We start from the raw sequence: 24,831 nt of genomic DNA on the forward strand, positions 1-24,831 counted from the left end.
TGTGAATGGCCCAATGATTCTGGGGGCTTACATATACACACTATTCAGTAAGGAAAACTGGCCTTTTACAACCAGTTTTCCAGAGCTGAGAACATGTATAGCTGCGTTTTCAATATTAACGCATCGTGACAAACTCTTCCGCTGCGGTCGGGTGTATTGCAACGGTATTGTCGAAGTCTTTCTTGGTTGCGCCCATTTTCAGTGCGACCGCGAAGCCCTGCAACATTTCATCCATACCAAAGCCGATGCCGTGGATACCGACAATCTTCTCTTCCGGCCCTACACAAACCAGCTTCATACGGCACGGCTGACGATGAGTTGTCACCGCGGTGTACATCGCGGTAAACGATGATTTATACACTTTTACCTGGTCATCGCCATGCTGTTCGCGAGCCTGCTGTTCGGTCAAGCCTACAGTACCAATCGGCGGGTGGCTGAAGACCACGGTCGGGATGTTGCTGTAGTCCAGATGTTCGTCCGGTTTGTTGTTAAACAGACGTTCGGACAGACGGCGACCTGCGGCAACGGCAACAGGTGTCAGTTCAACGGCACCCGTGTTATCACCGACAGCGTAAATGCCTTTTACGTTAGTATTCTGGAATTTATCAACGACGATATAACCTTTTTCATTGGTTTTCACGCCCGTTGCCGCCAGGTTTAAATTATCGGTTGCCGGTTCGCGACCGATTGCCCAAATCAGACAATCCACAGTTTCGCTGCGACCATCTTCTAGCTCCAGGGTCAGGCTGCCGTCTGCGTTTTTAACCACTGCTTTCGGGATGGCATGCGTATGCAGAGTCGGGCCTTCGGCGTTCATCACTTCAACCAAGGTTTCAACAATCATCGGGTCAAAACTGCGCAACGGCGCATGTTTACGCACGAACAGGTGTGTTTCTGCACCCAGGCCGTTAATTACGCCAGCCAGCTCAACGGCGATGTAACCCGCACCGACAACCGCAACGCGCTTCGGCAGGGCTGGCAGTTCAAAGAAGCCATCTGAATCAATGCCGTATTCCACACCGGGAATATTCGGGTGGCTCGGGCGACCACCGGTTGCAATCAAAATATGGTCGGCAGTGATGGTTTCACCGTTTACTTCAATGGTTTTAGCATCAACGAAGCGGGCGAAGCCTTTGATCACATCAACGTTATTTTTACCCAGCACGTTGTCGTAAGAGGTGTGAATACGGTCGATATAAGCGGTGCGGCTGGCGATCAGTTTGTCCCAGTCGAATTTGTTGATGGTGGTATCGAAACCGTAGTCCGGGCCATACATATGGATCGCTTCCCGGATTTGAGCAGCATGCCACATCACTTTCTTCGGTACACAGCCAACGTTGACGCAGGTGCCGCCCAGTTCTTTGGCTTCAATCAATGCGCATTTTTGGCCGTACATTGCCGCGCGGTTAATGGAGGCAATTCCGCCGCTGCCGCCGCCGATAGCGATGTAATCATAGTGTTTGGTCATGACCGCTCCTTCATGTTCATTGTAGGGCGGAGAAGCGTTTCGCCATCCGCCAAAATATTCGCGATTGTATACCTGAAATCGAAAGGTTCCACCGATGGCTGCGATTACTCCGGCACGATCCAGCTTACCGAAGTATGCCCGGTTCCTGCCGGAACCAGTTTGCTGTGCAGCCACGGTAGCACGCTGTTCATCTGCTGCTCCAGCTTCCACGGCGGGTTAATCACAATCATGCCGGAAGCCGTCATACCGCGCCGATCGCTGTCCGGGAGAACCGCCAGTTCAATCTGCAGGATGCGGCGGATGCCGGTGGCTTCCAGATCGTGCACCATACGCTTGATTTGCTGGCGCAGGACCACTGGATACCACAGTGCATAGGTGCCGGTTGCGAAACGCTTATAGCCTTCATTGATGCCGGTAACCACGGCCTGATAGTCGGTTTTAATTTCGTACGGTGGATCGATAAGGATCAACCCGCGACGGGAAACCGGCGGTAATTTTGCCTTTAACTGCTGGTAGCCGTCAGCTTTGGCTACGCGGGCACGCTCGTCTTTCTGGAATTCGGAGCGCAGCAGCGGAAAATCACTCGGGTGCAGTTCAGTTAATTGCAGGCTGTCTTGTTCGCGCAGCAACTGGCGGGCAATCAGCGGAGATCCTGGGTAATAGCGCAACTGACCGCTACGGTTGAAATGTTGCACGACGGAAATATAGGGTTCGAGTTCAGCCGGGAGGGAGTCCTGTTGCCAGATACGGGCGATGCCTTCCAGATACTCGCCGGTACGCTCGGCATGTTCACCGCTCAGCTGATAACGGCCAGCGCCAGCATGGGTGTCCAGATAGAGAAACGGTTTTTCTTTCTCTTTGAGTGACTCGATAATCAGACTCTGAACCGTGTGTTTAAGGACGTCGGCGTGGTTGCCAGCGTGATAGCTATGGCGATAACTGAGCATGGGTAAACGTATTCCAGGTAATATAATAAACGATTTGCCACAGTTTACAGTAGAACGGTACAGATTACCCGCAGGCCCGATCGCTAAGCGCCAGCGGGCGTTTTTCCGCCACGCCCGGCATTGAAATCCTCTACACTTAACCCCATTCTACTGAGTATTACGCGCCGGAAGGCGGCTGACGCCTTATCCGGTCTACAAATGGTGATACCTGTAGGTCGGATAAGATGCTTTGGCGTCGTCATCCCGCGAAAACGCCTGAGCGTTTCGTTTCCTTTTTTTAACCAGGACTGTGCATATGACAAATCCATTACTGACGCCCTTCGAACTGCCGCCGTTTTCCAAAATTCAGCCTGAGCATGTTGTGCCTGCAGTGACTAAGGCACTGAATGATTGCCGTGAAAACGTTGAGCGAGTGGTTGCGCAGGGTGCACCGTACACCTGGGAAAATCTCTGCCAAAAACTGGCGGAAGTGGACGATGTACTGGGGCGTATCTTCTCTCCGGTAAGCCATCTGAACTCGGTGAAAAACAGCCCGGAACTGCGTGAAGCCTACGAACAGACGCTACCACTGTTGTCCGAATACAGCACCTGGGTTGGGCAACACGAAGGTCTGTACAAAGCGTACCGTGATTTGCGAGATGGCGCTCATTACGCCTCTCTGAATACTGCACAGAAAAAAGCTGTCGATAACGCGCTGCGTGATTTCGAGCTTTCTGGTATCGGTTTACCGAAGGAAAAACAGCAGCGTTATGGCGAAATAGCCACGCGTCTGTCTGAGTTGGGCAACCAGTACAGCAACAACGTTCTCGACGCCACCATGGGCTGGACGAAACTTGTTACCGACGAAACAGCACTGGCAGGAATGCCTGAAAGTGCGCTGGCTGCCGCGAAAGCGCAGGCAGAAGCCAAAGAGCAGGAAGGATATTTGCTGACGCTGGATATCCCGAGCTACCTGCCGGTGATGACCTACTGTGACAACCAGGGGTTGCGCGAAGAGATGTACCGCGCCTATGTAACCCGCGCTTCTGACCAGGGGCCAAATGCGGGTAAATGGGACAACAGCCCGATCATGGAAGAGATCCTCGCGTTGCGTCACGAGTTGGCTCAACTGTTGGGTTTTGACAGCTACGCCTATAAATCACTCGCCACCAAAATGGCGGAAAACCCGCAGCAGGTGCTCGACTTCCTGACAGATCTCGCGAAACGCGCGCGTCCCCAGGGTGAAAAAGAGCTGGCCCAGTTGCGTGCTTTTGCCAAAGCTGAATTTGGCGTTGAGGTGCTGCAACCGTGGGATATCGCGTACTACAGCGAGAAGCAGAAGCAGCACCTTTACAGCATCAGCGATGAGCAACTGCGCCCGTACTTCCCGGAAAACAAAGCCGTTAACGGCCTGTTCGAGGTGGTTAAGCGCATTTACGGCATTACCGCTAAAGAGCGCTCAGACGTCGATGTCTGGCATCCGGAAGTGCGCTTCTTCGAACTGTATGACGAAAACAATGAGCTACGCGGCAGCTTCTATCTTGATCTCTACGCGCGAGAAAACAAACGTGGCGGGGCGTGGATGGACGACTGCGTTGGCCAGATGCGTAAAACCGACGGCACGCTGCAAAAACCGGTCGCTTACCTGACCTGTAACTTCAACCGTCCGGTTAATGGCAAACCGGCGCTGTTTACTCACGATGAAGTGATTACCCTGTTCCACGAGTTCGGTCACGGCTTGCACCATATGCTGACCCGCATCGAAACTGCGGGTGTTTCCGGTATTAACGGTGTGCCGTGGGATGCGGTCGAACTGCCGAGCCAGTTTATGGAAAACTGGTGTTGGGAGCCGGAAGCGCTGGCGTTTATCTCCGGCCATTATGAAACCGGCGAACCGCTGCCGAAAGAGCTGCTGGATAAAATGCTGGCGGCGAAAAACTACCAGGCGGCGTTGTTCATTCTGCGCCAACTGGAGTTCGGTTTGTTCGATTTCCGCCTGCACGCCGAGTTTAATCCGCAGCAAGGGGCGAAAATTCTCGAAACCTTGGCAGAGATCAAAAAGCAGGTTGCCGTTGTTCCGGGGCCTGCCTGGGGTCGTTTCCCGCACGCCTTCAGTCATATTTTCGCGGGTGGTTATGCGGCGGGCTACTACAGCTATCTGTGGGCAGACGTACTGGCAGCAGATGCTTTCTCTCGTTTTGAAGAGGAGGGGATCTTCAACCGTGAAACCGGTCAGTCGTTCCTCGATAATATTCTGACTCGTGGCGGCTCTGAAGAACCGATGGAGCTGTTCAAACGCTTCCGTGGCCGCGAGCCGGAGCTGGATGCGATGCTTGAACACTATGGTATTAAAGCGTAAGTGAAGATCTGCTTAATTGATGAGACGGGCGCCGGAAACGGCGCCTTATCTGTTCTGGCTACCCGCTGGGGACTGGAGCAGGATGAAGACAATCTGATGGCGCTGGTGATGACGACGTCGCATCTGGAGCTGCGCAAACGTGATGAGCCAAAACTTGGCGGCATCTTCGTGGATTTTGTCGGTGGGGCGATGGCCCATCGGCGCAAATTTGGCGGGGGACGCGGCGAAGCGGTGGCAAAGGCGGTCGGCATTAAAGGTGATTATTTGCCGGATGTGGTGGATGCCACGGCGGGGCTGGGACGTGATGCTTTTGTGCTGGCATCTGTTGGCTGTCGTGTGCGGATGCTGGAGCGCAATCCGGTTGTTGCGGCGCTGCTCGACGATGGTCTAACGCGTGGCTATGCCGATGCCGAGATTGGTCCATGGCTGCAGGAACGGTTGCAGTTGATCCACGCATCCAGTCTGACGGCGCTAACCGATATCGCTCCACGTCCGCAGGTGGTGTATCTTGACCCGATGTTCCCGCATAAGCAGAAAAGCGCGCTGGTCAAAAAAGAGATGCGCGTGTTTCAGTCGCTGGTGGGCCCGGATTTAGACGCTGATGGCCTGCTGGAGCCTGCTCGCCAGCTTGCCACCAAACGCGTGGTGGTGAAGCGCCCGGATTACGCCCCACCGCTTGCAGATGTCGCAACTCCCAACGCAGTGGTGACCAAAGGACACCGGTTTGATATTTACGCCGGAACGCCGTCAATTCATGGTTAAGTAGCGTGTAGAGGCCGGATAAGGTTGTTAGCCGCATCCGGCAATTCCGATTACACAAACGGTGCCAGCGGATCGGCAATCTCAAACGCGACCGCTTTATCAGCCTTCGGCGGATAAATCAGCTCGCTGACGATCGACAGTTTTAACTTCTTCGCCTCTGCGCGGGTCAGTTTCACTTGCTGATCCCAACCTTCGGTATACACCGCACCCCATGCGCCAAGATCCAGGCAGGTGACGTAGTTTTCCTGGCGGTACGGCAGCGGCGTCACGTCGAGCAGGCTTGCTGCGGCATTGTTACCGGCAAATTTGCCCAGCAGAATGGCATGCTGACAGGTCATTAAGGCATGATTGCCTTTGTCATCGGTGGCGGCGTACGCCACATCGCCAGTGGCATAAATATCGTCATGTCCCACCACCTGCAAATTTGCATTTACGTGCAGACGACCCTGGCGATCGCGCGGGGCGTCAATTTGCGCCGTCAAACCGTTTGCCTGCACACCGACCGTCCAGATAACGGTGTGTGAACCGATAGTTTGCCCGTCTTTCAGTGTGACACCAGAAGCATCCACACTTTCGACCTCTGCATTTACCAGCCACTCTACACCCAGCTCAGCGGAGGCTTCAGCAATCACATCGCGCAACGCTTTGCTCCAGCGTGCGCCTGGTTGTGCGCCTCGTTCAACTACGACAACTCTGGTCTTAGCATCGGCACCAAGAATTTCTCGCAGACGGCCAGGTAACTCCAGCGCCATTTCGATGCCGGTAAAACCGCCACCGCACACTACTACGGTATTGCGTGCCTCACTTTCTGGCTGATGTGCCAGATCATTCAGGTGTTGCTCCAGTACGGCTGCGCTTTCCAGCTGGTCGAGGTCAAAAGCGTGCTGAGCCGCTCCAGCGACCATTGAACGGTTTACCTGGCTGCCACTTGCCAGAATCAATCGGTCGTAGCCGAGCAGTTGCGTGTTGCCAGCCGCATCTGTCCAGCTCACCTCTTTTGATTGCACAAGCAACTGAGATACTGTGCCGCTGAGGAATTTTACGCCAGTTACGTCAAACAGCGGTTGCAGAGGTGCGACCAGCGTCTGGACGTTGTTTTCATAAAAACGGGGGCGAACACGCAGCTCTGGCTGGGGTGCAATAACTGTTATATCAATGGATTGCTGGTGTTTATCTGCCAGGCGCGCGGCACTCAGCGCTGCCCACATACCGGCAAAGCCGGCGCCTACGATCAGAATTTGTTTACGCATTCGGTTTTCTCACTGGTCATCACGATTTATTTACTCGGATTTTATTGGTCGTAGTTATTAAATGCAATGCGATTTGCAAAATATGAAGGGAACAAGGTACTTAAATGCAACTATTTATTTGATATTTATATTATTTATTTTTTAGTTTCAGCGCGTGTGTACGCGGTCTATGGCAAGATTCAGTTGAAAAAGCTACAATAACTCAGATTGATTTTGGCTGAGATAAGATAATGGCATTCTACAGTTCCGGGGTTGAGTACGGCATTCATAGCCTGATGTGTATGGTCGACAGTAGAGGCGACGCGCGGGATATGAGCGTTCGGGAAATTGCTGAATTGCAAAGTGTGCCGTATGACTATCTGGCCAAGATATTTACCCGCCTGTCGAAAGCGGGCCTGGTGCGCAGTATCGAGGGTAAGGGCGGCGGTTTTCAGCTCGCCAAACCAGCTGAACATATTACGGTGCTGGATGTGGTAAACGCGATTGATGGCGATAAGCGCATTTTTGAATGCCGTGAAATACGCCAAAGACTGGCGGTATTTGACGAGCAACCGCCAGAGTGGGCATGTGAAGGGATCTGCGGTGTGCGTTCAGTGATGGATATGGCTCAGCAGCGGATGGAAGAAGCGCTCGGCCAGCACACAATTCTGGATTTGGCCCGCAAGATGTACCGCAAAGCGCCGGACACTTTTGTCATTGAAGTGCAGGAGTGGATTGATGCGCGCAAAGGATAACGGTTGGAAATGCCCGATAGCGAAAGGTGTATCGGGCATGTTGAATACAGGCCGGATCAAGCGATAGCCGCCATCCGGCACTGAGTATTATTGTTCGGTGCTTGGCGTATTAATCATCCGGTTCAACCACGGCACCATAATCGCCATCACCACTGTGACTGCCAGCGTTACCAGACCGATATTACTGAACACGTTGGTGTAGATAGGTAATGTCTGTAACGGGTCGGTGATGTTTTCCGGTACTGCGGTGAACGTCGCAACGTAACCCCCCATCAGGAAGGCTGCTGCCTGCGTCAGGAACCACATCCCAAGAATAAAGCCCATCAGATGTTGCGGCACCAGTGCGGCGACCATTGCCAGTCCCAGGGCGCTAATCAGCAACTCACCCAGGCTCTGGAACAGGTACACCAGTACGATAAACCACGGCGATGTCAGGCCCTGTGCATCAGCAAACCACATGCCGGCGGCGGCGGCGGTCAGGAATCCCAGTGAGCACAAGAACATACCGAGAGTAAACTTCATCGGCATGGTCAGGTCTTTGCCTTTGTTACCCAGACGGGTATAAATCGCTGCCAGTACCGGGCTGGCAAGAACGACCCAGAACGGGTTCAGCGCCTGGAAGCTAACCGGGTTGATGGCGAATCCCAGGATTTCGTGGTGTACGTTATTGATGGCAAAGAAGTTCAGTGACGTCGGCATCTGCGCATACAGAACGTAGAACACCACCGCTTCCAACATCAGAATAAAGGCCACAAACATCTTGTTGCGTCCGGTTTTATCCAGTTTGAATGCCTGGCGGAAGAAGATAATAGTCACAACAATCGACAGAACGATCAGTACCAGGTTAGCGATTTTAACGTTGTGCATCAGCCACGCGCAGATAAACACCATTACCACTGTACCGGCCAGCACATAGAGCAGGTTGCGGAATACCAGCGGCTTATGGTCTGGCTCAGAACCAATGTCTTTCACCATCCCGCGGCAGGCAAAGTAGACCAGCAGCGCGACGATAAGTCCGGCACCACACAGGTTATAGGTAACGGCGTAACCAAACTTATCGGCAATTACCGGTGCCAGCGACAGCGACAGCAACGAACCGATGTTAATCGACATATAAAACAGGGTGAAGGCGCCGTCCAGTCGGGCATCTTTTGGGGGATAGCATTTTGACAGCAAACTTGCCGGATTAGCTTTAAACAGCCCGTTGCCTACGGCAATAGTACCCAGCGCGATAAAGATCAGATCGGGTTTGAGTAGTGACATCCCGGTCATGAAGTAGCCAATTGCCAGCACAATAGCACCGAGAACCAGCGTGCGTTTTGTCCCTAACAGGTGGTCGCCGACATAGCCGCCAATGGAGATTAGGCCATACACCAATGCGGCAAACGCACCGAAGGTGATAAACGCCTGTTCCTGGGAGAACCCGAGTTGCTTAACAAAAAAAACCGCCAGGATGCCCTGAACGCCGTAATAGCCAAATCGTTCCCATAATTCTACAAAAAAGATCATGAAGAACGGACGAGGTTGCTGCAGCAAGCCCGTAGGTGCACTTGTATTCATATTCCTTCGCCTTTCAAAGCCATCCCGAAAAGTATGAACGCGTATGCTAAAACGCGCCGAAAAAGTCTTATTTTGTTATAGACTGCGGAGATTAGCCGCGAGAGTAGATTATTATAGAGATAGTTTTCGATCCAATCAGTTGATCACACTAATTATGATTTATTTGTTGGGTTGATGTACTGATAAGTGCCGAAGGGATAAAAACAAAAACGCCCGCAGAGGCGGGCGCTTACAGGCGTAAATGTTTGCAGCAGGCCGGGTTACTTCCCGGCGGCAAGCATTTTATGCTTCTTCATCGTCACGCAGCGGAACAATCAACATGTCGACGTGAACGGTGTTGATCAGTTGACGTGCGGAGGACATCAGCTTGCTCCAGAAATCCTGGTGATGACCACAAACGACCAGGTCCATGTCGTATTTTTTAATGGCATCAACCAGAACCTGACCCAGGTCGCCGCTACCGCTCAGGGTTTCGGTGATAGGGTAGCCAGCATTGGTGGACAGCTCGGTTAACGCGTGATGAGTTTCTTCAGAAATACGTTTCTGCATATCACCCAGATTCACGTCGATTAACCCGGTGTACAGATCGGAATAGTTTACGTCAACGTGGATAAGGGAGACTTTTGCATTGTAAGGCCGCGCCATAGAGACCGCTTTTTCAACCAGAACTTTACTTTCCGGAGAAAGATCAACCGCGATAAGAATGTGTTTATAAGCCATAGTGTTACTCCTTCCATAAGTTGTCGATGACTAGCCTTCTGGCGTTCATTTGCCGCCGCGTCATCCGCGTCCTGCGAACGTTGTGCGCGGGGCTAGCCCAGTCGTAAAGACGTACCATTTAAGGACTATCCTTACATTATAGCGACCGGGATAATCCGTCAATCCGCCTTGATTGCCAATTAGTTAAACAAATTTTTCAGCTAATTGCATTGATAGTGATTAACCTTCTGGCAAAAAAATTAACTAATCTCCTACACTATCTAGAGAGGCGTTCGGATACGAGATACAAACACGAGCGGTTTCGGTAGCACTCTTCACTGAATGGTTTGGCAGGGTATCGGGTAGCGGTAGCCCCGGAGAGGAGTTCCGTGGGCGGGTCGCCGGGGAGGGGATATGATAAGCACCATTGCATTATTCTGGGCTTTATGTGTCGTTTGCATTGTTAATATGGCGCGCTATTTTTCTTCGCTGCGCGCACTGTTAGTCGTACTTCGTGGTTGCGATCCATTGCTCTACCAGTATGTAGATGGAGGCGGCTTTTTTACCTCGCATGGGCAACCCAATAAGCAGATGCGGCTGGTGTGGTATATCTACGCGCAGCGCTACCGTGATCATCATGATGATGAATTTATACGCCGCTGTGAGCGGGTTCGCGGTCAGTTCATTCTCACCAGCGCGTTATGCGGCCTGGTATTAATCAGTATGGTTGCGTTGATAATCTGGCACTAAGCCACGTCACTCTACGGCAGATATAAAAAAAGCGGGTCAGTTTCCTGGCCCGCTTTTTTACTGTGCATTCGCTTAGATAAGCTTCAGGGAGAGCCAGTACAGCACCCCAGAAAGAATAATCGCCGCAGGCAGGGTAAAGACCCAGGCCATCAGAATGCTGGTCACTGTTTTACGCTGTAAGCCGCCACCGTCAACAACCATCGTGCCCGCAACAGAAGAGGAGAGAACGTGGGTGGTGGAAACAGGCATACCGGTATAACTGGCGAGACCGATAGAGACAGCGGCGGTCATCTGCGCCGACATCCCCTGAGCATAGGTCATGCCTTTCTTACCAATTTTCTCACCGATAGTGGTCGCCACACGACGCCAGCCAATCATCGTACCGCAGCCCAGAGCCAGAGCAACGGCCATAATGATCCAGATAGGCGCATACTCGATGGTGCTCAGCATGTCGGTTTTCAGTTTCTTCAGCAGACGCTGGTCGTCAGCGCTTACGCCAGGCAGCTTAACCACTTTATCGGTGGTATCGGAGATGCACAGCATAATGCGGCGCAGTTGTCCGCGCTGCTCAACGCTTAACTTGTCGTAAGTTTCCAGATTCGCCAGCATACCTTTTGCACGCTCAAGCGCGTTGATGGTATTTGCCGGGTGGCAATGGAACTCGTTAGCTTGCGTTGGCACGCCAGCTTCCGGCGACGGAATGAGCTGATCTACGCCAGTGGCTTGCTTCAGCAGATCAGGACGCTGCTGGAAGAAGGTTTCGACGTTATTGATAGCATCGCGGGTACGAGTAATTTCGTAACCGGAGGCGTTCATATTCACTACGAAACCTGCAGGCGCTACGCCAATCAGTACCAACATCACCAGACCAATGCCTTTCTGTCCGTCGTTCGCGCCATGAGAGAACGCCACGCCGATAGCAGAGAGGATCAGTGCGATACGCGTCCAGAAAGGTGGTTTTTTCTTACCGTCTTTCTTTTCACGTTCCGCTGGCGTCAGGTGGATACGGGCACGTTTTTTAGTACCGCTCCAGTAACGACGCAGAATGAAAATGAGGCCGCCTGCAACCACCAGACCGACAATCGGCGAGACGATAAGCGAGGCAAAGATACCGATAACTTTCGGGATGTTAAGTGCGTCCACCACCGAAGTGCCGTTCATCAGCGCATTGGTTAAACCAATACCGATGATCGCGCCAATCAGCGTGTGGGAGCTGGATGCTGGCAAACCAAAGTACCAGGTACCGAGGTTCCAGATAATTGCCGCCAGTAGCATAGAGAACACCATGGCGAGGCCATGTGAGGAACCCATGTTGAGCAGCAGATCCGTTGGCAGCATATGCACGATGGCATAAGCTACGCTGAGACCACCCAGCAAAACACCAAAGAAGTTGAATACCGCAGCCATGATAACCGCCAATTGCGAACGCATTGCACGGGTATAGATCACGGTTGCGACAGCATTTGCTGTGTCATGGAAGCCGTTAATTGCTTCGTAGAACAGCACAAAAGCCAGAGCAAGCAATAGTAAAAGCCCGGTATGTAAATCCAGGCCAGCAAACAAATGTAGCATAGGACGTTACGCCATTTTGAGGACATGAACGCGGCGCATTATCAGTGACTTTGGCGGCGCGGGCAAAGTGAAATATAGAGTTTTTTTGATATATCTCCTGCTTTGTTTTACACCACTAAAGAATTATCCTATAGAATTCAGATAAATACCTATTATTGATAGTTTGGTGCTGGTGCGACCACTGAGGAATCTTTACAATTCACGCCCGCTTTTTAGAGAGGATCGCAACGTGGAAAGGTTTGATACCGTTATTATAGGCGCTGGCGCAGCGGGTATGTTCTGTGCCGCGCAGGCAGGACAAGCAGGTAGTCGCGTACTGCTGATTGATAATGGTAAAAAGCCTGGGCGCAAGATCCTCATGTCTGGCGGGGGGCGCTGTAACTTTACCAATCTTTATGTGGAGCCGGCGGCTTATTTGAGTCAAAACCCGCATTTTTGCAAATCAGCGCTGGCTCGCTATACGCAGTGGGATTTTATCGATCTGGTCGGCAAACACGGCATTGCCTGGCATGAAAAAACGCTCGGTCAGTTGTTCTGCGACGACTCTGCTCAGCAAATTGTCGATATGCTGGTGACAGAATGCGAAAAAGGTAACGTTACAATGCGGTTACGTAGCGAAGTCCTGAGCGTAGCGCGTGATGATGACGGCTTCCAGATTTTGCTGAACGGCATGACGGTCAGTGCGAAAAAGCTGGTTATTGCGAGCGGAGGGCTATCCATGCCGGGTCTTGGCGCTTCGCCGTTTGGTTATAAAATTGCTGAACAGTTCGGTCTGAACGTGCTGCCGACGCGTGCAGGTTTGGTGCCTTTTACGCTGCACAAGCCGCTATTGGAGCAGCTTCAGGTGCTCTCTGGCGTGTCTGTACCTTCCGTTATCACCGCTGAAGACGGCACTGTGTTTCGTGAAAACCTGCTCTTTACGCACCGTGGCCTTTCAGGTCCGGCGGTTTTACAGATTTCCAGTTTCTGGCAGCCAGGTGAATTTGTCAGCATTAATTTGTTGCCCGATGTAGACCTTGAGGCTTTCCTCGACGAACAGCGTAGCGCACACCCTAATCAGAGCCTGAAGAACACACTGGCGATGCAGTTGCCCAAACGTCTGGTGGAGTGTTTGCAGCAGTTAGGGCAACTTCCGGATGTGACGCTGAAACAGCTTAACGTGCGCGATCAGCAGGCACTGGTGGAAACCCTGACCGAATGGCGCGTGCAGCCAAACGGCACAGAAGGGTATCGCACGGCGGAAGTCACGCTGGGCGGCGTGGATACCAATGAGCTGTCATCACGTACGATGGAAGCGCGTAAAGTACCAGGTCTCTATTTTATCGGTGAAGTGATGGACGTCACTGGTTGGCTGGGCGGGTATAACTTCCAGTGGGCATGGTCGAGCGCCTGGGCGTGTGCGCAGGATTTGGCGTCTGCGTGAATGTGATGCCCGATAACCTGAGTTACCGGGCGCTATATTAGTTCAGGCCAAGAAAATACTGGGCAATTTTAAAGTAGATAATCAACCCGGTACCGTCGATAAGCGTGGCGATAAACGGCGCGGATACGACGGCCGGGTCAATGCCAATACGCTTGAGCAACATTGGGATCACTGATGACACCACGGCGCTCCACAGCGTAATGCAGACCAGTGTCAGGCTGACGATCAGTGTGATTTCCATGCCGATGCCCATCATCCAGGCGCGTATGCAGCCTGCCAGACCTAGCGTCAGGGCGATCAGCAAGGAAGTTGAAACCTCTTTGCGGATCACCCGGCCCATATCCCGTAGCCGCACTTCTCCCAGCGCCATTGAACGTACCAGCGTCGAAGTGATCTGTGTACCGCTGTTTCCGCCGGTACCAATTAGCAACGGAATAAAAAAGGCCAGCGCGATCGCTGATTCCAGCGCCTCTTCGAAGTGCTGAATTACACTACTTGTGTAGGCTTCCGCGACAAACAGCAGCAGGAGCCAGACCGAACGTTTTTTCCACAATGTCCACGGACTAATTTCCAGATAGGGTTTCTCCAGCGGCAGTGTCGCTCCCTGAAGCTGTACGTCTTCGGTAACATCATCCTCCTGTAGATGGGCTATCTCTTTTTCCATCAGACAGCCGACCAGATCGCCTTTCTCAACTACAGCAACCAGATCGAGTTCACGCTCGGCTAGCTCGGCAACGACCATTGCCCGTTCATCATCAGGCTTAACATGGAACAGACAGCTGTCCATAATATGGTTGATGTTCAGCGACGTATCTTTTTCCTGCAGCAGGCGCTTGACGGATAACACCCCGCGTAGCGCTTTCCCTGCAACCACAAAAACCTGACCAGGAATATCATCCGTCGTGAGCTGTGAGACAAAGTATTCGCGGGCGCCGTTCACGCTGAGATGATCCGGCAGGGTAATAAAATCGGTACGCATATATTGCGCGATGGCATCGCCATTAAAATCCGGCTCAGGAAGATGGGCGGCGCAGAGTTGCATAGATGACATGGTGTAATTCCCTATAAAAAGCTCTCATAGGGGCGAACAAGACAGGATTAGCACAGGCAGATCCCTACGTCCTGGTTTTAGCACTGAACAACGTATCTGTCCGATGGTGAGATCGTCAGAAGTTACCTTGGCAACACCTTGATTCGATGGATGCCTGTATTTCCCTGAGTGGTCTCTCTCGATACCAGCAGGGCGGTAACTTATATTTGTGCAGGAGCCTCGCCATAACGAGATCGGTAAATGAGCCGCTATTATAGGGATGTCTAATTATTGATTATGTTTATAGTTACGTTTGTTTATCAATCGTTGATATACGGAATATTTTCTGAGTCGGAGCGCGGTAGAGCAGAACTGGAAACTACAACCGAATAGACATATCGAATCCAGGTGTTAGTATTCAATAGATAGCAGTTATGAGTATGCGTGTTTCATTTCCGGCCAGGAACGCTGATGATGACAACATTACTACCCGATTTCACAGCATCTTCGTCATTCACTTCCTTTGCGGTGAGCGTTGTCGTGACGCCTGCCCACCGTCTGGCCTTTACTTTTCATTCCTTCTCATCCCGGATGGAATCTCCCGCTGAATAGCTGTTCAGTGGTCTTTGTGACACGCATCGTTTGGTAACAGGGATTATAGCGGGTCGAATATGGATAAAATTAAGCGTCATCTGGTGTGGTGGGGGGCAGGCCTCCTGGTGGTGGCCGCCGCGATAGTATGGTGGATGCTACGTCCGGCGGGAGTACCGGAAGGATTTGCTGCCAGTAATGGCAGAATTGAAGCTACCGAAGTAGATATAGCCACTAAGATTGCCGGGCGTATTGACACGATCCTCGTGTCGGAAGGGCAGTTCGTTCGCCAGGGCGAGGTGCTGGCGAAAATGGATACCCGCGTGCTACACGAGCAGCGGCTGGAAGCGGTCGCGCAAATCAAAGAGGCAGAAAGTGCCGTTGCGGCGGCGCGCGCGTTGCTGGAACAGCGGCAAAGTGAAATGCGCGCCGCGCAGTCGGTAGTAAAGCAGCGCGAGGCGGAACTGCAGTCGGTCTCTAAACGTCATATTCGTTCCCGTTCGCTTTCACAACGTGGAGCGGTGTCTGAGCAACAACTGGATGACGATCGTGCCGCTGCCGAAAGCGCGCGGGCTGCGCTGGAATCATCAAAGGCACAGGTCTCTGCGGCGAAAGCGGCTATTGAAGCAGCCCGCACCAGCATTATTCAGGCGCAAACTCGTGTTGAAGCTGCGCAGGCAACCGAACGACGGATTGCGGCAGATATCGATGATAGCGAGCTTAAGGCTCCGCGCGATGGTCGCGTGCAGTACCGCGTAGCTGAACCGGGTGAAGTGCTTTCAGCCGGTGGGCGGGTGCTGAATATGGTCGATCTCAGCGATGTCTACATGACGTTTTTCCTGCCTACTGAACAGGCTGGTCTGCTAAAAATTGGTGGTGAAGCGCGTCTGGTACTGGATGCCGCGCCCGATCTGCGTATTCCGGCAACCATCAGCTTTGTTGCCAGCGTGGCGCAATTTACGCCAAAAACGGTCGAAACCAGCGATGAACGGCTGAAACTCATGTTTCGTGTAAAAGCCCGCATCCCACCGGAGCTGTTACAGCAGCATCTGGAATACGTCAAAACCGGGCTGCCGGGCATGGCCTGGGTACGTCTTGATGAAAGTCGTGCCTGGCCGGATGATCTGGTGGTGAGGTTACCGCAATGACGCAACTGGCGCTGGTTCCCGTTCCTCCCGTGGCGCACCTTGACGGCGTGAGTCAGCATTACGGGGCAACGGTAGCGCTGAACAATATCACGCTGGATATCCCCGCCCGCTGCATGGTGGGGTTGATTGGCCCGGACGGTGTGGGTAAGTCGAGCTTACTGTCCCTCATCTCCGGCGCTCGGGTTATTGAACGCGGCAACGTGATGGTGCTGGGCGGCGACATGCGTGACCCGAAGCACCGCCGCGATGTCTGCCCGCGCATAGCCTGGATGCCTCAGGGGTTGGGGAAAAACTTGTACCACACGCTGTCGGTGTATGAGAACGTCGATTTTTTCGCACGCCTGTTTGGCCATGATAAAGCAGAGCGCGAGGCGCGAATAACAGAGCTGCTGGATAGCACAGGTCTGGCGCCGTTTCGCGATCGTCCTGCCGGGAAACTCTCGGGTGGGATGAAACAAAAGCTGGGGTTGTGCTGTGCGTTGATCCATGACCCGGAATTATTAATCCTTGATGAACCTACCACCGGGGTGGATCCGCTCTCCCGCGCCCAGTTTTGGGAGTTGATTAACAGCATTCGCCAGCGTCAGACCAACATGAGCGTGCTGGTCGCGACTGCCTATATGGAAGAGGCCGAGCGTTTTGACTGGCTGGTAGCGATGAACGCGGGTGAGGTATTAGCCACAGGTAGTGCACAGCACCTGCGCGAAAAAACCAACAGCGACACGCTGGAGCAGGCGTTTATCGCACTGTTACCTGAAGCCCAGCGTCAGGCGCACAAACCGGTCGTGATCCCGCCTTATCACGCAGAACAAGAAGAGATAGCCATCGAAGCGCGGGATCTGACCATGCGCTTCGGTAATTTTGTTGCCGTTGATCACGTTAATTTTCGCATACCACGCGGAGAGATCTTTGGTTTTCTCGGCTCGAACGGCTGCGGTAAATCCACCACTATGAAGATGCTCACCGGGCTGCTACCAGCCAGTGAGGGTGAGGCGTGGTTGTTCGGACAAGCGGTTGATCCGAAGAATATCGACACTCGTCGTCGGGTGGGCTATATGTCGCAGGCTTTTTCGCTCTACAGCGAACTGACCGTGCGGCAAAACCTGGAACTACACGCACGTCTCTTTCACATTCCGGAAGCGGAGATCCCTGAGCGCGTAAAAGAGATGAGTGAGCGCTTTACGCTGGCCGGTGTCGAAGATGTACTGCCTGGCGCGTTACCACTGGGGATACGTCAGCGCCTGTCGCTGGCGGTGGCGGTGATTCATCGCCCGGAAATGTTAATTCTTGATGAGCCTACCTCCGGCGTTGACCCGGTGGCCAGGGATATGTTCTGGCAACTGATGGTTGATTTGTCTCGTCAGGATAAAGTAACCATTTTTATATCCACCCACTTTATGAATGAGGCGGAGCGCTGCGACCGTATGTCGCTGATGCACGCCGGAAAAGTGCTCGCCAGTGGTACGCCTCGGGAACTGGTGAAGCAGCGTGGTGCAGCCAGTCTGGAGGAGGCATTTATCTCCTGGTTACAGGAAGCAGCAGGGCCGGCCCCTGAAACTCAGTTACCGCCAGCAGATGCTCCGGTTGAGCATGAGAGTAGCTTGCCGCCACGTCAGGGATTTAGCCTGCGGCGTCTGTTCAGTTACAGCCGCCGTGAAGCACTCGAACTACGGCGCGATCCGGTCCGCTCAACACTGGCATTGATGGGTACGGTGATCCTGATGTTGATTATGGGCTACGGCATTAGCATGGATGTGGAAAACCTGCGTTTTGCGGTGCTCGATCGTGACCAAACCGTCAGTAGCCAGGCTTGGTCGCTGAATCTGTCTGGTTCCCGCTATTTTATCGAGCAGCCGCCGCTTACCAGTTATGACGAACTGGACAAACGGATGCGCTCGGGTGAGGTGGCGGTAGCAATAGAAATTCCACCTAATTTTGGTCGTGACATTGCACGCGGCACGCCGGTGCAGCTTGGTGTCTGGGTGGATGGCGCGATGCCCAGCCGTGCCGAAACGGTGAGGGGTTACGTACAGGCGATGCACCAGGCCTGGCTACAAGACGTGATGGCGCGTCAACCAAACGCCAGCGGGCAGAACGGACTGATGACCATTGAAACACGCTATCGCTATAACCCGGATGTGAAGAGCCTGCCTGCGATTGTTCCTGCCGTGATCCCATTACTGTTGATGATGATCCCTTCGATGCTTAGCGCCCTGAGCGTGGTGCGCGAGAAAGAGCTGGGGTCGATTATCAACCTGTATGTCACGCCCACTACCCGCAGTGAGTTTTTACTCGGTAAACAACTGCCTTACATCGTACTGGGGATGCTGAACTTTCTGCTGTTGTGTGCGCTATCGGTATTTGTTTTTGGCGTGCCACATAAGGGGAGTTTTTTGACGCTGACGCTTGCTGCGTTGCTGTATGTCACTATCGCTACCGGTCTGGGATTGCTGATCTCCACGTTTATGAAAAGCCAGATTGCGGCCATCTTCGGTACGGCGATTATTACGCTGATCCCGGCAACGCAGTTTTCCGGGATGATCGATCCGGTGGCGTCGCTGGAAGGACCGGGGCGCTGGATCGGTGAAATTTACCCGACCAGCCACTTTCTGACCATTGCGCGCGGCACGTTTTCGAAAGCGCTGGATTTGATGGATCTCTGGCAGTTGTTTATCCCGCTGGTGATCGCTATTCCGGTGGTGATTGGCCTGAGCGTGTTGCTGCTGAAAAAACAGGAGGGGTGATGCGCCGATTACGCAATATTTATAACCTCGGAGTCAAAGAGTTGCGCAGCCTGCTGGGTGATAAGGCGATGCTGGCACTGATTGTCTTCGCCTTCACCATTTCGGTTTACTCTTCTGCAACGGTTCTGCCGGGTTCTCTGCATCTTGCGCCGATTGCTATTGCCGATATGGACCAGTCACAACTGTCGAACCGTATCGTGAACAGTTTTTATCGCCCATGGTTTTTACCGCCGGAAATGATCACCGCGGATGAAATGGATGCTGGCCTTGATGCCGGACGTTATACCTTTGCGGTGAATATTCCCCCCAACTTTCAGCGTGATGTGCTGGCAGGGCGGCAACCAGAGCTACAGGTTAATGTGGATGCCACGCGTATGAGCCAGGCATTTACTGGCAACAGCTATATCCAGAATATTATCAGTGGTGAGGTGAACAGCTTTGTTGCTCGTTATCGTGATAACAGTATGACGCCGGTCGGGCTGGAGATCCGTATGCGCTTCAACCCGAATCTGGAACCCGCGCGTTTCGGGGCGGTAATGGCAATCATCAACAATATCACCATGCTGGCGATTGTACTCACCGGGTCGGCGCTGATCCGCGAGCGCGAACACGGGACCATTGAGCACCTGTTGGTGATGCCGGTGACGCCGTTTGAGATAATGATGGCAAAAATCTGGTCGATGGGGCTGGTGGTGTTGGTGGTTTCTGGCCTGTCGTTGATGCTGATGGTGAAAGGCGTTCTCGGCGTGCCGATTGAAGGCTCCATACCATTGTTTATGCTCGGCGTGGCGCTGAGCCTGTTTGCCACAACGTCCATTGGCATTTTTATGGGCACGCTGGCGCGTTCAATGCCACAACTGGGGTTGCTGATGATTCTGGTGCTGCTGCCATTACAGATGCTCTCTGGAGGTTCTACGCCGCGCGAAAGCATGCCGCAGGCGGTGCAGGATATCATGCTGACCATGCCGACCACCCACTTTGTCAGTCTCGCACAGGCGATACTCTATCGTGGCGCAGGGTTCAGCATCGTCTGGCCGCAATTCCTGACGTTACTGGCGATCGGCTGCGCGTTCTTCCTGATAGCACTGCTGCGTTTCAGAAAGACGATTGGCACAATGGCGTAGTGCCGGAAAACAGAACCGACGTAGGCCGGGCAAGCTAAGCGCCCCCGGCAACGTAACGGGAAATTACTCTTCTTTTGGCAAACACTGCAAATGGCCATGGCGTACGCCGCGCTGGGAAATGACGTCGTCAGCAAAATGCTGGACATCGCCCATGTCGCCTTTCAGAACGGCGATTTCAAGGCAGTCGTCATGGTTGATGTGAACATGTAGCGTGGCGACTGACAAATCATGGTGATGATGTTGGGTTGAAACAATGCGGCTGGCTAAGTCGCGTTTCTCATGTTCGTAAACATAGGACAGCACGGCGAAACCCTGAGTGCCGTGCTCCTGGGTGGTCTCTTGTGCCAGCGCACCGCGCAGAATGTCACGGATCGCTTCGGAGCGGTTGTTGTAGCCACGGCGCTGGCTCAGGCTATCCAGCGTTTCCAGTAAATCGTCATCGAGAGTAATGGTGACTCGTTGCATCTGCAGTTAACCTTTCATATGGTGCGTCGGCGCACAGGGAATGCGGGAGTTACAGCCTCTGAACGGCGTCGGCTGTCAGGGTAAATGGTGTCGGAGTACACACTGCCAGGCTCAGCGTATCGAGCTGACACTGGCTAACAGAGAGCGAGGATGTCAGCGTGGTGCTGTCGACGCTGACAATTTGCCAGGCGCTACCGCCTCGCTGTTTAATGATGGCTTCTTTACGCGTCCAGATACGCCAGAAAGCCGCCAGCTGTTGGTCTGGATGTTCTGCTTCTATTTCGGCATGTTCTCTCAGGCTGAACACCGTATTTGCCAGCGTCTGCCAGTTGTCGCGTGGGCGTACGACTTCAATATCGCAGCCCACTTCCCCTTCGTCGCTGAGCAGCAGAGCGATGTCATCGCCGCTGTGGCTAAGGTTGAACCATAGCGGCGTGTCGGCTGTAAAAGCCGGTTTTCCTTGCTCGCCGTAGATGATGTCAGGCAATGGCGAAAGGGTATGGGAAAGCAGCGCGCGGCCCGCCAGCCAGCGTTCACGGCGAGCACCCTGCGGTGCCTGCTCGAAGAGCGCGGGAGGCAATGTGCCAGCGCTTAAAGTAGAAACTTTCCCGAGAACGATCCGGTACATATCAGGGCCAACGTTTGATGATAATGGAAGTGTTGATGCCGCCAAACGCAAAGTTATTGCTCTGCAGGAACTCACAATCAATCTTGCGGGCTTCACCCATAATGTAATCCAGCGCGCCGCAATTGGCATCTGGCTGGCTCAAATTTAGCGTAGGCGCAAACCAACCTTCACGCATCATTTGCAGACTCATCCAGGCTTCCAGTGCGCCACAGGCGCCAAGGGTATGCCCAAAATAACTTTTAAGCGAGGAGAGTGGTACATTATCACCATAAACTGCGGCGGTTGCCTGGCTTTCTGCAATATCACCACGATCGGTTGCGGTACCATGTGCAGAAATATAACCGATATCCCGGGCACCAATACCGGCCATCTTCAGCGATTTTTCCATGCAAATCTGCATCGTTTCGCGTTGTGGTTGGGTAATATGCGCAGCATCGCAGTTGGTAGCAAAACCGACAATTTCGCCGTAAATAGTGGCCCCGCGCGCTTTAGCGTGTTCCAGTTCTTCCAGCACCAGCGTGCCCGCGCCCTCACCAATCACCAGACCATCGCGTTTTTCATCAAACGGGGAGGGGGTGGTTTTCGGTGCATCGTTGCGCTGGCTGGTGGCGAATAGTGTATCAAACACTGCGGCTTCAGAAGGACACAGTTCTTCTGCGCCACCTGCGACCATCACCGTTTGATAACCGTGTCGAATAGCTTCCCATGCGTAACCAATCGCCTGGCTACCAGAGGTGCAGGCGCTGGAGGTTGGGATTACCCGCCCGCGCAGGCCGAAAAACAGACCGGTGTTAACGGCAGTGGTGTGCGGCATCATCTGCACGTAAGTTGTGCCGGTGATGTTATTGGTGTGCTTCTCGGTCAGCATGGTGGCGAACTCGCTCACCGGGCCGGTACTTCCGGTGGAGGAACCGTACGCGATTCCAGTTTCACCGTTGGTCAGTATCTGATCGCCAATCAGCCCTGCTTGTTCAAGTGCCAGTTCGGATGCGCGCGTGGACATCAGCGACACGCGTCCCATGGCGCGAATACGCTTGCGGGTATAGTGTTCCGGCAGGGTGAAATCGTCGATCGGCGCGCCAAGCAGCGTGTGCAGTCCGTCATAAACCTGCCACTCCGGCATTTTGCGTACCGCATTTTCATACGCCAGTAACCTGGCGGAGACATCCTGCCATTTTTCCCCAAAGGCGGTGACGCCGCCCATGCCTGTAATCACGACACGACGTGTCATAACATCCCTCCATTGATGGAAATCACCTGACGAGTCACATAACCCGCCACATCCGACATTAAATAGCTGGCAAGTCCGGCCACTTCTTCGGCCTGACCTATCCGTTTCATTGGGATCATCGACATGGCCTCTTTCAGCGCGGCTTCCTCCATCTCGATCATTCCGGTATCAATGAGTCCCGGTGCGATGCAATTTACGGTGATTTTGCGTTTTGCCAGCTCAATGGCCAGCGCTTTGGTTGCACCGATAATCCCTGCTTTTGCTGCACTGTAATTGACCTGGCCGCGATTGCCCATTATGCCGGAAACCGAGGACAGCGTGATGATACGTCCGCCCTGGCGTGCGCTAATCATCGGCATAATGCATGGATGAATGACGTTATAGAAACTGTCGAGGTTGGTGTGGATCACCGCATCCCAGTCATTATCGTTGAGCGCAGGGAAAGCGGCATCGCGGGTGACCCCGGCGTTGCTGATGATGCCGTACCATGCGCCATGTGCGTCAATATCCTGCTCCAGTACTTCACGGCACTGTTCGCGATTAGCAACATCAAACGTCAGCAGACGCCCTGCGCCACCAGCGGTGAGGATAGAATCTAGCGTTTCTTGCGCACCTTGCGCATCACGATGATAGTGAACACCGACCACAAAACCGTCCGCCGCCAACTGTAGGGCAATGGCGCGACCGATACCTTTGCTGGCACCCGTAACTAAAACTGAACGACTCATGTGGACGCTCCTTGTTGAAATAGCGTGTTAATTTCTTCAGATGTCGGCTGGAAGGTGTTGACGCGACCGGTTGCCAGCGTCTCTTCGCCCGCCTGAATGGCGCATTCGAAGCTGCCGAAACGTGCGTCCTGCATCAGCAATTTGACATTGATACTTAGCATCCTGCCTGCAGGCAGAACCCCCGCAGCACAGACTAACTCGCGCGCGCCAAGCACCATGCCTAAAGCAATACTCTCCTGACCTTGTTGCTGACGGTGCCAGCCAGACCAGACGCCGATGGTCTGCGCCATTAATTCCAGGGCGAACCAGCCGGGCAGGTTGCCGTCTGGATCGAGAAAGGGGGCCAGCACGCTGTTTGCTGATATTGTCACGTGGCAGATGGCGGTCTCGTCCGTCACGCTTGCGACCTCTTCGAGTAGCAGCATCGGCGCATCGTGCGGTAAATAGTCGCCAGGCGATAAATAGTGGCTCATGAGATTCTCCCGAGCAGGATACTGGCATTGTTCCCGCCGAAGGCAAACGAATTAGACAAGATTACCGGGCGAGCCAGCGGCTGCGGCTGCTCAATGATGCCGCAGGGCGGCAGCGTTTCATCGCGTGGCGACTGGCTAAAATCCTGCGGCGGCAGCGGCAGGTCGCGTTGTAAAATCAACATACTGATGGCTGCTTCGGTAATCCCGGCCGCGCCCAGCGTGTGCCCGGTCAGGTGTTTAGTCGAACTGCACGGGACATTTTCGCCAAAAATCGCGTTCACGACTTTGGACTCAATCTGATCGTTTAACGGTGTAGCGGTACCGTGCAGATTGATATAGCCCACCTGATCCGGCGTAATCCCCGCGTCGTTAAGCGCCTGGCCTATGGCGCGAATAGCACCTTCCCCCTGTGGATGGGGAGCTGAAATATGGTAAGCGTCGCTGGATTCACCGACGCCCAGTAGCGCAATGGGCTGTGGTTCACGGGTCAATAGCATCAACGCGGCACCTTCGCCGATGGTGATCCCGCTACGGTCGCGGCCAAACGGCTGACACCGCGTCAGGGAGAGGGATTCCAGACTGTGGAAGCCGTTGATTGGCATCCGACTGAGCGTATCAGCACCGCCAACAATCGCGATGTCCGCCAGACCGGATTCAATCAGGCGACGTCCGCTCATAATAGCGCGCGCGCTGGATGAACAGGCAGTTGAGAGGGTAAAGGCCGGACCATCCAGCGCCAGCCAGTGGCTGAGAAAGCGCGAGGGATCGCCCAACTCCTGCTGCGGATAGTGCCATTCGGTGCTCTCTTTGCCGTTGAGCGTGAGATCAACGTGAACGTCACCTTCATCCAGTCCGGAGGTACTGGTGCCGAGCACGATAGCAATCCGATCGCGGCCATACCGGGCGATGGCGTCATCCACCTGTGGCTGGATTTGCGCCAGTGCCGCCAGCAGCAACTGATTATTGCGTGAACGATGGGCGCGAAAATTGTCGGGAATGGTCGGAAGTTCACCGTCAATGCCTGCTAATACGGCGCACGGATGCCCTTGCAGCCAGTCTGTGCGGGCGCGCATTCCGGGTGCTATGCCACGTGTGAGGTTAGCTGCGATTTCATCGGCGTCGTTGCCCAATGCGTTAATCATGCCAACGGCAGAAATGTAGATCAT

21 protein-coding genes and 1 riboswitch are annotated in these 24,831 nt (G+C 53.6%); of the genes, 8 read left to right on the forward strand and 13 right to left on the reverse strand.

Annotated features, from left to right (window positions below):
• Positions 1-115: 115 nt before the first annotated feature.
• On the reverse strand, positions 116-1,468 hold the full coding sequence (gene gorA / locus LG384_RS18630; RefSeq protein WP_200011338.1) for a glutathione-disulfide reductase: 1,353 nt from the start codon (positions 1,466-1,468) through the stop codon (positions 116-118).
• A 104-nt stretch (positions 1,469-1,572) separates the two neighbouring features.
• Positions 1,573-2,415, reverse strand: a complete 843-nt coding sequence (locus LG384_RS18635; protein WP_045448618.1) for a 23S rRNA (adenine(2030)-N(6))-methyltransferase RlmJ — start codon at positions 2,413-2,415, stop codon at positions 1,573-1,575.
• Positions 2,416-2,710: 295 nt separating this feature from the next.
• Between LG384_RS18635 and prlC the strand changes: the two genes are divergently transcribed.
• Complete coding sequence (gene prlC / locus LG384_RS18640; protein ID WP_225761365.1) at positions 2,711-4,753, forward strand: oligopeptidase A; 2,043 nt, start codon at positions 2,711-2,713, stop codon at positions 4,751-4,753.
• Complete coding sequence (gene rsmJ / locus LG384_RS18645) at positions 4,754-5,515, forward strand: 16S rRNA (guanine(1516)-N(2))-methyltransferase RsmJ (RefSeq protein ID WP_225761366.1); 762 nt, start codon at positions 4,754-4,756, stop codon at positions 5,513-5,515.
• A 50-nt stretch (positions 5,516-5,565) separates the two neighbouring features.
• Here the strand turns inward: rsmJ and LG384_RS18650 are convergent, their stop codons facing one another.
• On the reverse strand, positions 5,566-6,765 hold the full coding sequence (locus LG384_RS18650) for an NAD(P)/FAD-dependent oxidoreductase (protein WP_225761367.1): 1,200 nt from the start codon (positions 6,763-6,765) through the stop codon (positions 5,566-5,568).
• A gap of 230 nt (positions 6,766-6,995) precedes the next feature.
• Between LG384_RS18650 and LG384_RS18655 the strand changes: the two genes are divergently transcribed.
• Positions 6,996-7,499, forward strand: a complete 504-nt coding sequence (locus LG384_RS18655; RefSeq protein ID WP_048222991.1) for an Rrf2 family transcriptional regulator — start codon at positions 6,996-6,998, stop codon at positions 7,497-7,499.
• 87 nt (positions 7,500-7,586) lie between these two features.
• Here the strand turns inward: LG384_RS18655 and dtpB are convergent, their stop codons facing one another.
• Entirely contained in the window at positions 7,587-9,059 is a 1,473-nt protein-coding gene (gene dtpB, locus LG384_RS18660; RefSeq protein WP_045448607.1) for a dipeptide/tripeptide permease DtpB, read from the reverse strand.
• 282 nt (positions 9,060-9,341) lie between these two features.
• Positions 9,342-9,779 carry a universal stress protein UspA gene (gene uspA / locus LG384_RS18665; RefSeq protein ID WP_003023368.1) on the reverse strand — a complete coding sequence of 146 codons (438 nt, stop codon included), beginning with the start codon at positions 9,777-9,779 and terminating at the stop codon, positions 9,342-9,344.
• A gap of 393 nt (positions 9,780-10,172) precedes the next feature.
• Between uspA and uspB the strand changes: the two genes are divergently transcribed.
• Positions 10,173-10,508 (forward strand): universal stress protein UspB, encoded by a 336-nt coding sequence (gene uspB, locus LG384_RS18670; RefSeq protein ID WP_003023371.1) that lies wholly within the window; start codon positions 10,173-10,175, stop codon positions 10,506-10,508.
• A 72-nt stretch (positions 10,509-10,580) separates the two neighbouring features.
• On the opposite strand, the gene pitA is transcribed toward uspB, so the two are convergent.
• A complete protein-coding gene (gene pitA / locus LG384_RS18675; protein ID WP_045448605.1) occupies positions 10,581-12,080 on the reverse strand; it encodes an inorganic phosphate transporter PitA in 1,500 nt (499 codons plus the stop codon).
• Between the two features lie 229 nt (positions 12,081-12,309).
• Here pitA and LG384_RS18680 point away from each other — a divergent pair, with 229 nt between their 5' ends.
• Entirely contained in the window at positions 12,310-13,503 is a 1,194-nt protein-coding gene (locus LG384_RS18680) for an NAD(P)/FAD-dependent oxidoreductase (RefSeq protein ID WP_045448603.1), read from the forward strand.
• Positions 13,504-13,540: 37 nt separating this feature from the next.
• Here the strand turns inward: LG384_RS18680 and LG384_RS18685 are convergent, their stop codons facing one another.
• Complete coding sequence (locus LG384_RS18685; RefSeq protein WP_045448601.1) at positions 13,541-14,554, reverse strand: magnesium transporter; 1,014 nt, start codon at positions 14,552-14,554, stop codon at positions 13,541-13,543.
• 55 nt (positions 14,555-14,609) lie between these two features.
• Positions 14,610-14,793: riboswitch (M-box (ykoK) riboswitch) on the reverse strand.
• Positions 14,794-15,204: 411 nt separating this feature from the next.
• Between LG384_RS18685 and LG384_RS18690 the strand changes: the two genes are divergently transcribed.
• The 3 genes from LG384_RS18690 to LG384_RS18700 are packed head-to-tail and all read left to right on the forward strand — an operon-like array spanning position 15,205 to position 20,140.
• Positions 15,205-16,272, forward strand: a complete 1,068-nt coding sequence (locus LG384_RS18690) for an HlyD family secretion protein (protein WP_048222983.1) — start codon at positions 15,205-15,207, stop codon at positions 16,270-16,272.
• The gene (gene rbbA, locus LG384_RS18695; protein ID WP_225761368.1) at positions 16,269-19,016 is read left to right on the forward strand and encodes a ribosome-associated ATPase/putative transporter RbbA; all 2,748 of its coding nucleotides are present in this window, start codon (positions 16,269-16,271) and stop codon (positions 19,014-19,016) included. Before LG384_RS18690 ends, rbbA begins: the two co-directional genes overlap by 4 nt.
• Positions 19,016-20,140 (forward strand): ABC transporter permease, encoded by a 1,125-nt coding sequence (locus LG384_RS18700; RefSeq protein WP_045448595.1) that lies wholly within the window; start codon positions 19,016-19,018, stop codon positions 20,138-20,140. The genes rbbA and LG384_RS18700 overlap by 1 nt, the downstream gene beginning before the upstream one ends.
• A 63-nt stretch (positions 20,141-20,203) precedes the next feature.
• Here the strand turns inward: LG384_RS18700 and nikR are convergent, their stop codons facing one another.
• Genes nikR through LG384_RS18730 form a run of 6 tightly spaced genes read right to left on the reverse strand, consistent with a single transcriptional unit; the run spans position 20,204 to position 24,831 of the window.
• Complete coding sequence (gene nikR, locus LG384_RS18705) at positions 20,204-20,605, reverse strand: nickel-responsive transcriptional regulator NikR (RefSeq protein WP_005121550.1); 402 nt, start codon at positions 20,603-20,605, stop codon at positions 20,204-20,206.
• A 49-nt stretch (positions 20,606-20,654) separates the two neighbouring features.
• On the reverse strand, positions 20,655-21,233 hold the full coding sequence (gene acpT / locus LG384_RS18710) for a 4'-phosphopantetheinyl transferase AcpT (protein ID WP_225761369.1): 579 nt from the start codon (positions 21,231-21,233) through the stop codon (positions 20,655-20,657).
• Position 21,234: 1 nt separating this feature from the next.
• The gene (locus LG384_RS18715) at positions 21,235-22,464 is read right to left on the reverse strand and encodes a beta-ketoacyl-ACP synthase (protein WP_045448590.1); all 1,230 of its coding nucleotides are present in this window, start codon (positions 22,462-22,464) and stop codon (positions 21,235-21,237) included.
• Positions 22,461-23,192, reverse strand: a complete 732-nt coding sequence (locus LG384_RS18720) for a 3-ketoacyl-ACP reductase FabG2 (RefSeq protein WP_045448588.1) — start codon at positions 23,190-23,192, stop codon at positions 22,461-22,463. Before LG384_RS18720 ends, LG384_RS18715 begins: the two co-directional genes overlap by 4 nt.
• Entirely contained in the window at positions 23,189-23,665 is a 477-nt protein-coding gene (locus LG384_RS18725; RefSeq protein WP_045448585.1) for a 3-hydroxy-fatty acyl-ACP dehydratase, read from the reverse strand. The genes LG384_RS18720 and LG384_RS18725 overlap by 4 nt, the downstream gene beginning before the upstream one ends.
• On the reverse strand, positions 23,662-24,831 hold the full coding sequence (locus LG384_RS18730; RefSeq protein ID WP_045448582.1) for a beta-ketoacyl-[acyl-carrier-protein] synthase family protein: 1,170 nt from the start codon (positions 24,829-24,831) through the stop codon (positions 23,662-23,664). Before LG384_RS18730 ends, LG384_RS18725 begins: the two co-directional genes overlap by 4 nt.

The sequence above is a fragment of the Citrobacter sp. Marseille-Q3906 genome (assembly GCF_916618775.1).
In the GTDB taxonomy this organism is placed as follows: Bacteria; Pseudomonadota; Gammaproteobacteria; order Enterobacterales; family Enterobacteriaceae; genus Citrobacter; species Citrobacter murliniae.

Coding starts and splice junctions, on each gene's coding strand:
- gorA (WP_200011338.1), bottom strand. CDS start 1,468: ATGACCAAACACTATGATTACATCGCTATCGGCGGCGGCAGCGGCGGA.
- LG384_RS18635 (WP_045448618.1), bottom strand. CDS start 2,415: ATGCTCAGTTATCGCCATAGCTATCACGCTGGCAACCACGCCGACGTC.
- prlC (WP_225761365.1), top strand. CDS start 2,711: ATGACAAATCCATTACTGACGCCCTTCGAACTGCCGCCGTTTTCCAAA.
- LG384_RS18650 (WP_225761367.1), bottom strand. CDS start 6,765: ATGCGTAAACAAATTCTGATCGTAGGCGCCGGCTTTGCCGGTATGTGG.
- LG384_RS18655 (WP_048222991.1), top strand. CDS start 6,996: ATGGCATTCTACAGTTCCGGGGTTGAGTACGGCATTCATAGCCTGATG.
- dtpB (WP_045448607.1), bottom strand. CDS start 9,059: ATGAATACAAGTGCACCTACGGGCTTGCTGCAGCAACCTCGTCCGTTC.
- uspA (WP_003023368.1), bottom strand. CDS start 9,779: ATGGCTTATAAACACATTCTTATCGCGGTTGATCTTTCTCCGGAAAGT.
- uspB (WP_003023371.1), top strand. CDS start 10,173: ATGATAAGCACCATTGCATTATTCTGGGCTTTATGTGTCGTTTGCATT.
- pitA (WP_045448605.1), bottom strand. CDS start 12,080: ATGCTACATTTGTTTGCTGGCCTGGATTTACATACCGGGCTTTTACTA.
- LG384_RS18685 (WP_045448601.1), bottom strand. CDS start 14,554: ATGTCATCTATGCAACTCTGCGCCGCCCATCTTCCTGAGCCGGATTTT.
- LG384_RS18690 (WP_048222983.1), top strand. CDS start 15,205: ATGGATAAAATTAAGCGTCATCTGGTGTGGTGGGGGGCAGGCCTCCTG.
- rbbA (WP_225761368.1), top strand. CDS start 16,269: ATGACGCAACTGGCGCTGGTTCCCGTTCCTCCCGTGGCGCACCTTGAC.
- LG384_RS18700 (WP_045448595.1), top strand. CDS start 19,016: ATGCGCCGATTACGCAATATTTATAACCTCGGAGTCAAAGAGTTGCGC.
- nikR (WP_005121550.1), bottom strand. CDS start 20,605: ATGCAACGAGTCACCATTACTCTCGATGACGATTTACTGGAAACGCTG.
- acpT (WP_225761369.1), bottom strand. CDS start 21,233: ATGTACCGGATCGTTCTCGGGAAAGTTTCTACTTTAAGCGCTGGCACA.
- LG384_RS18715 (WP_045448590.1), bottom strand. CDS start 22,464: ATGACACGTCGTGTCGTGATTACAGGCATGGGCGGCGTCACCGCCTTT.
- LG384_RS18720 (WP_045448588.1), bottom strand. CDS start 23,192: ATGAGTCGTTCAGTTTTAGTTACGGGTGCCAGCAAAGGTATCGGTCGC.
- LG384_RS18725 (WP_045448585.1), bottom strand. CDS start 23,665: ATGAGCCACTATTTATCGCCTGGCGACTATTTACCGCACGATGCGCCG.
- LG384_RS18730 (WP_045448582.1), bottom strand. CDS start 24,831: ATGATCTACATTTCTGCCGTTGGCATGATTAACGCATTGGGCAACGAC.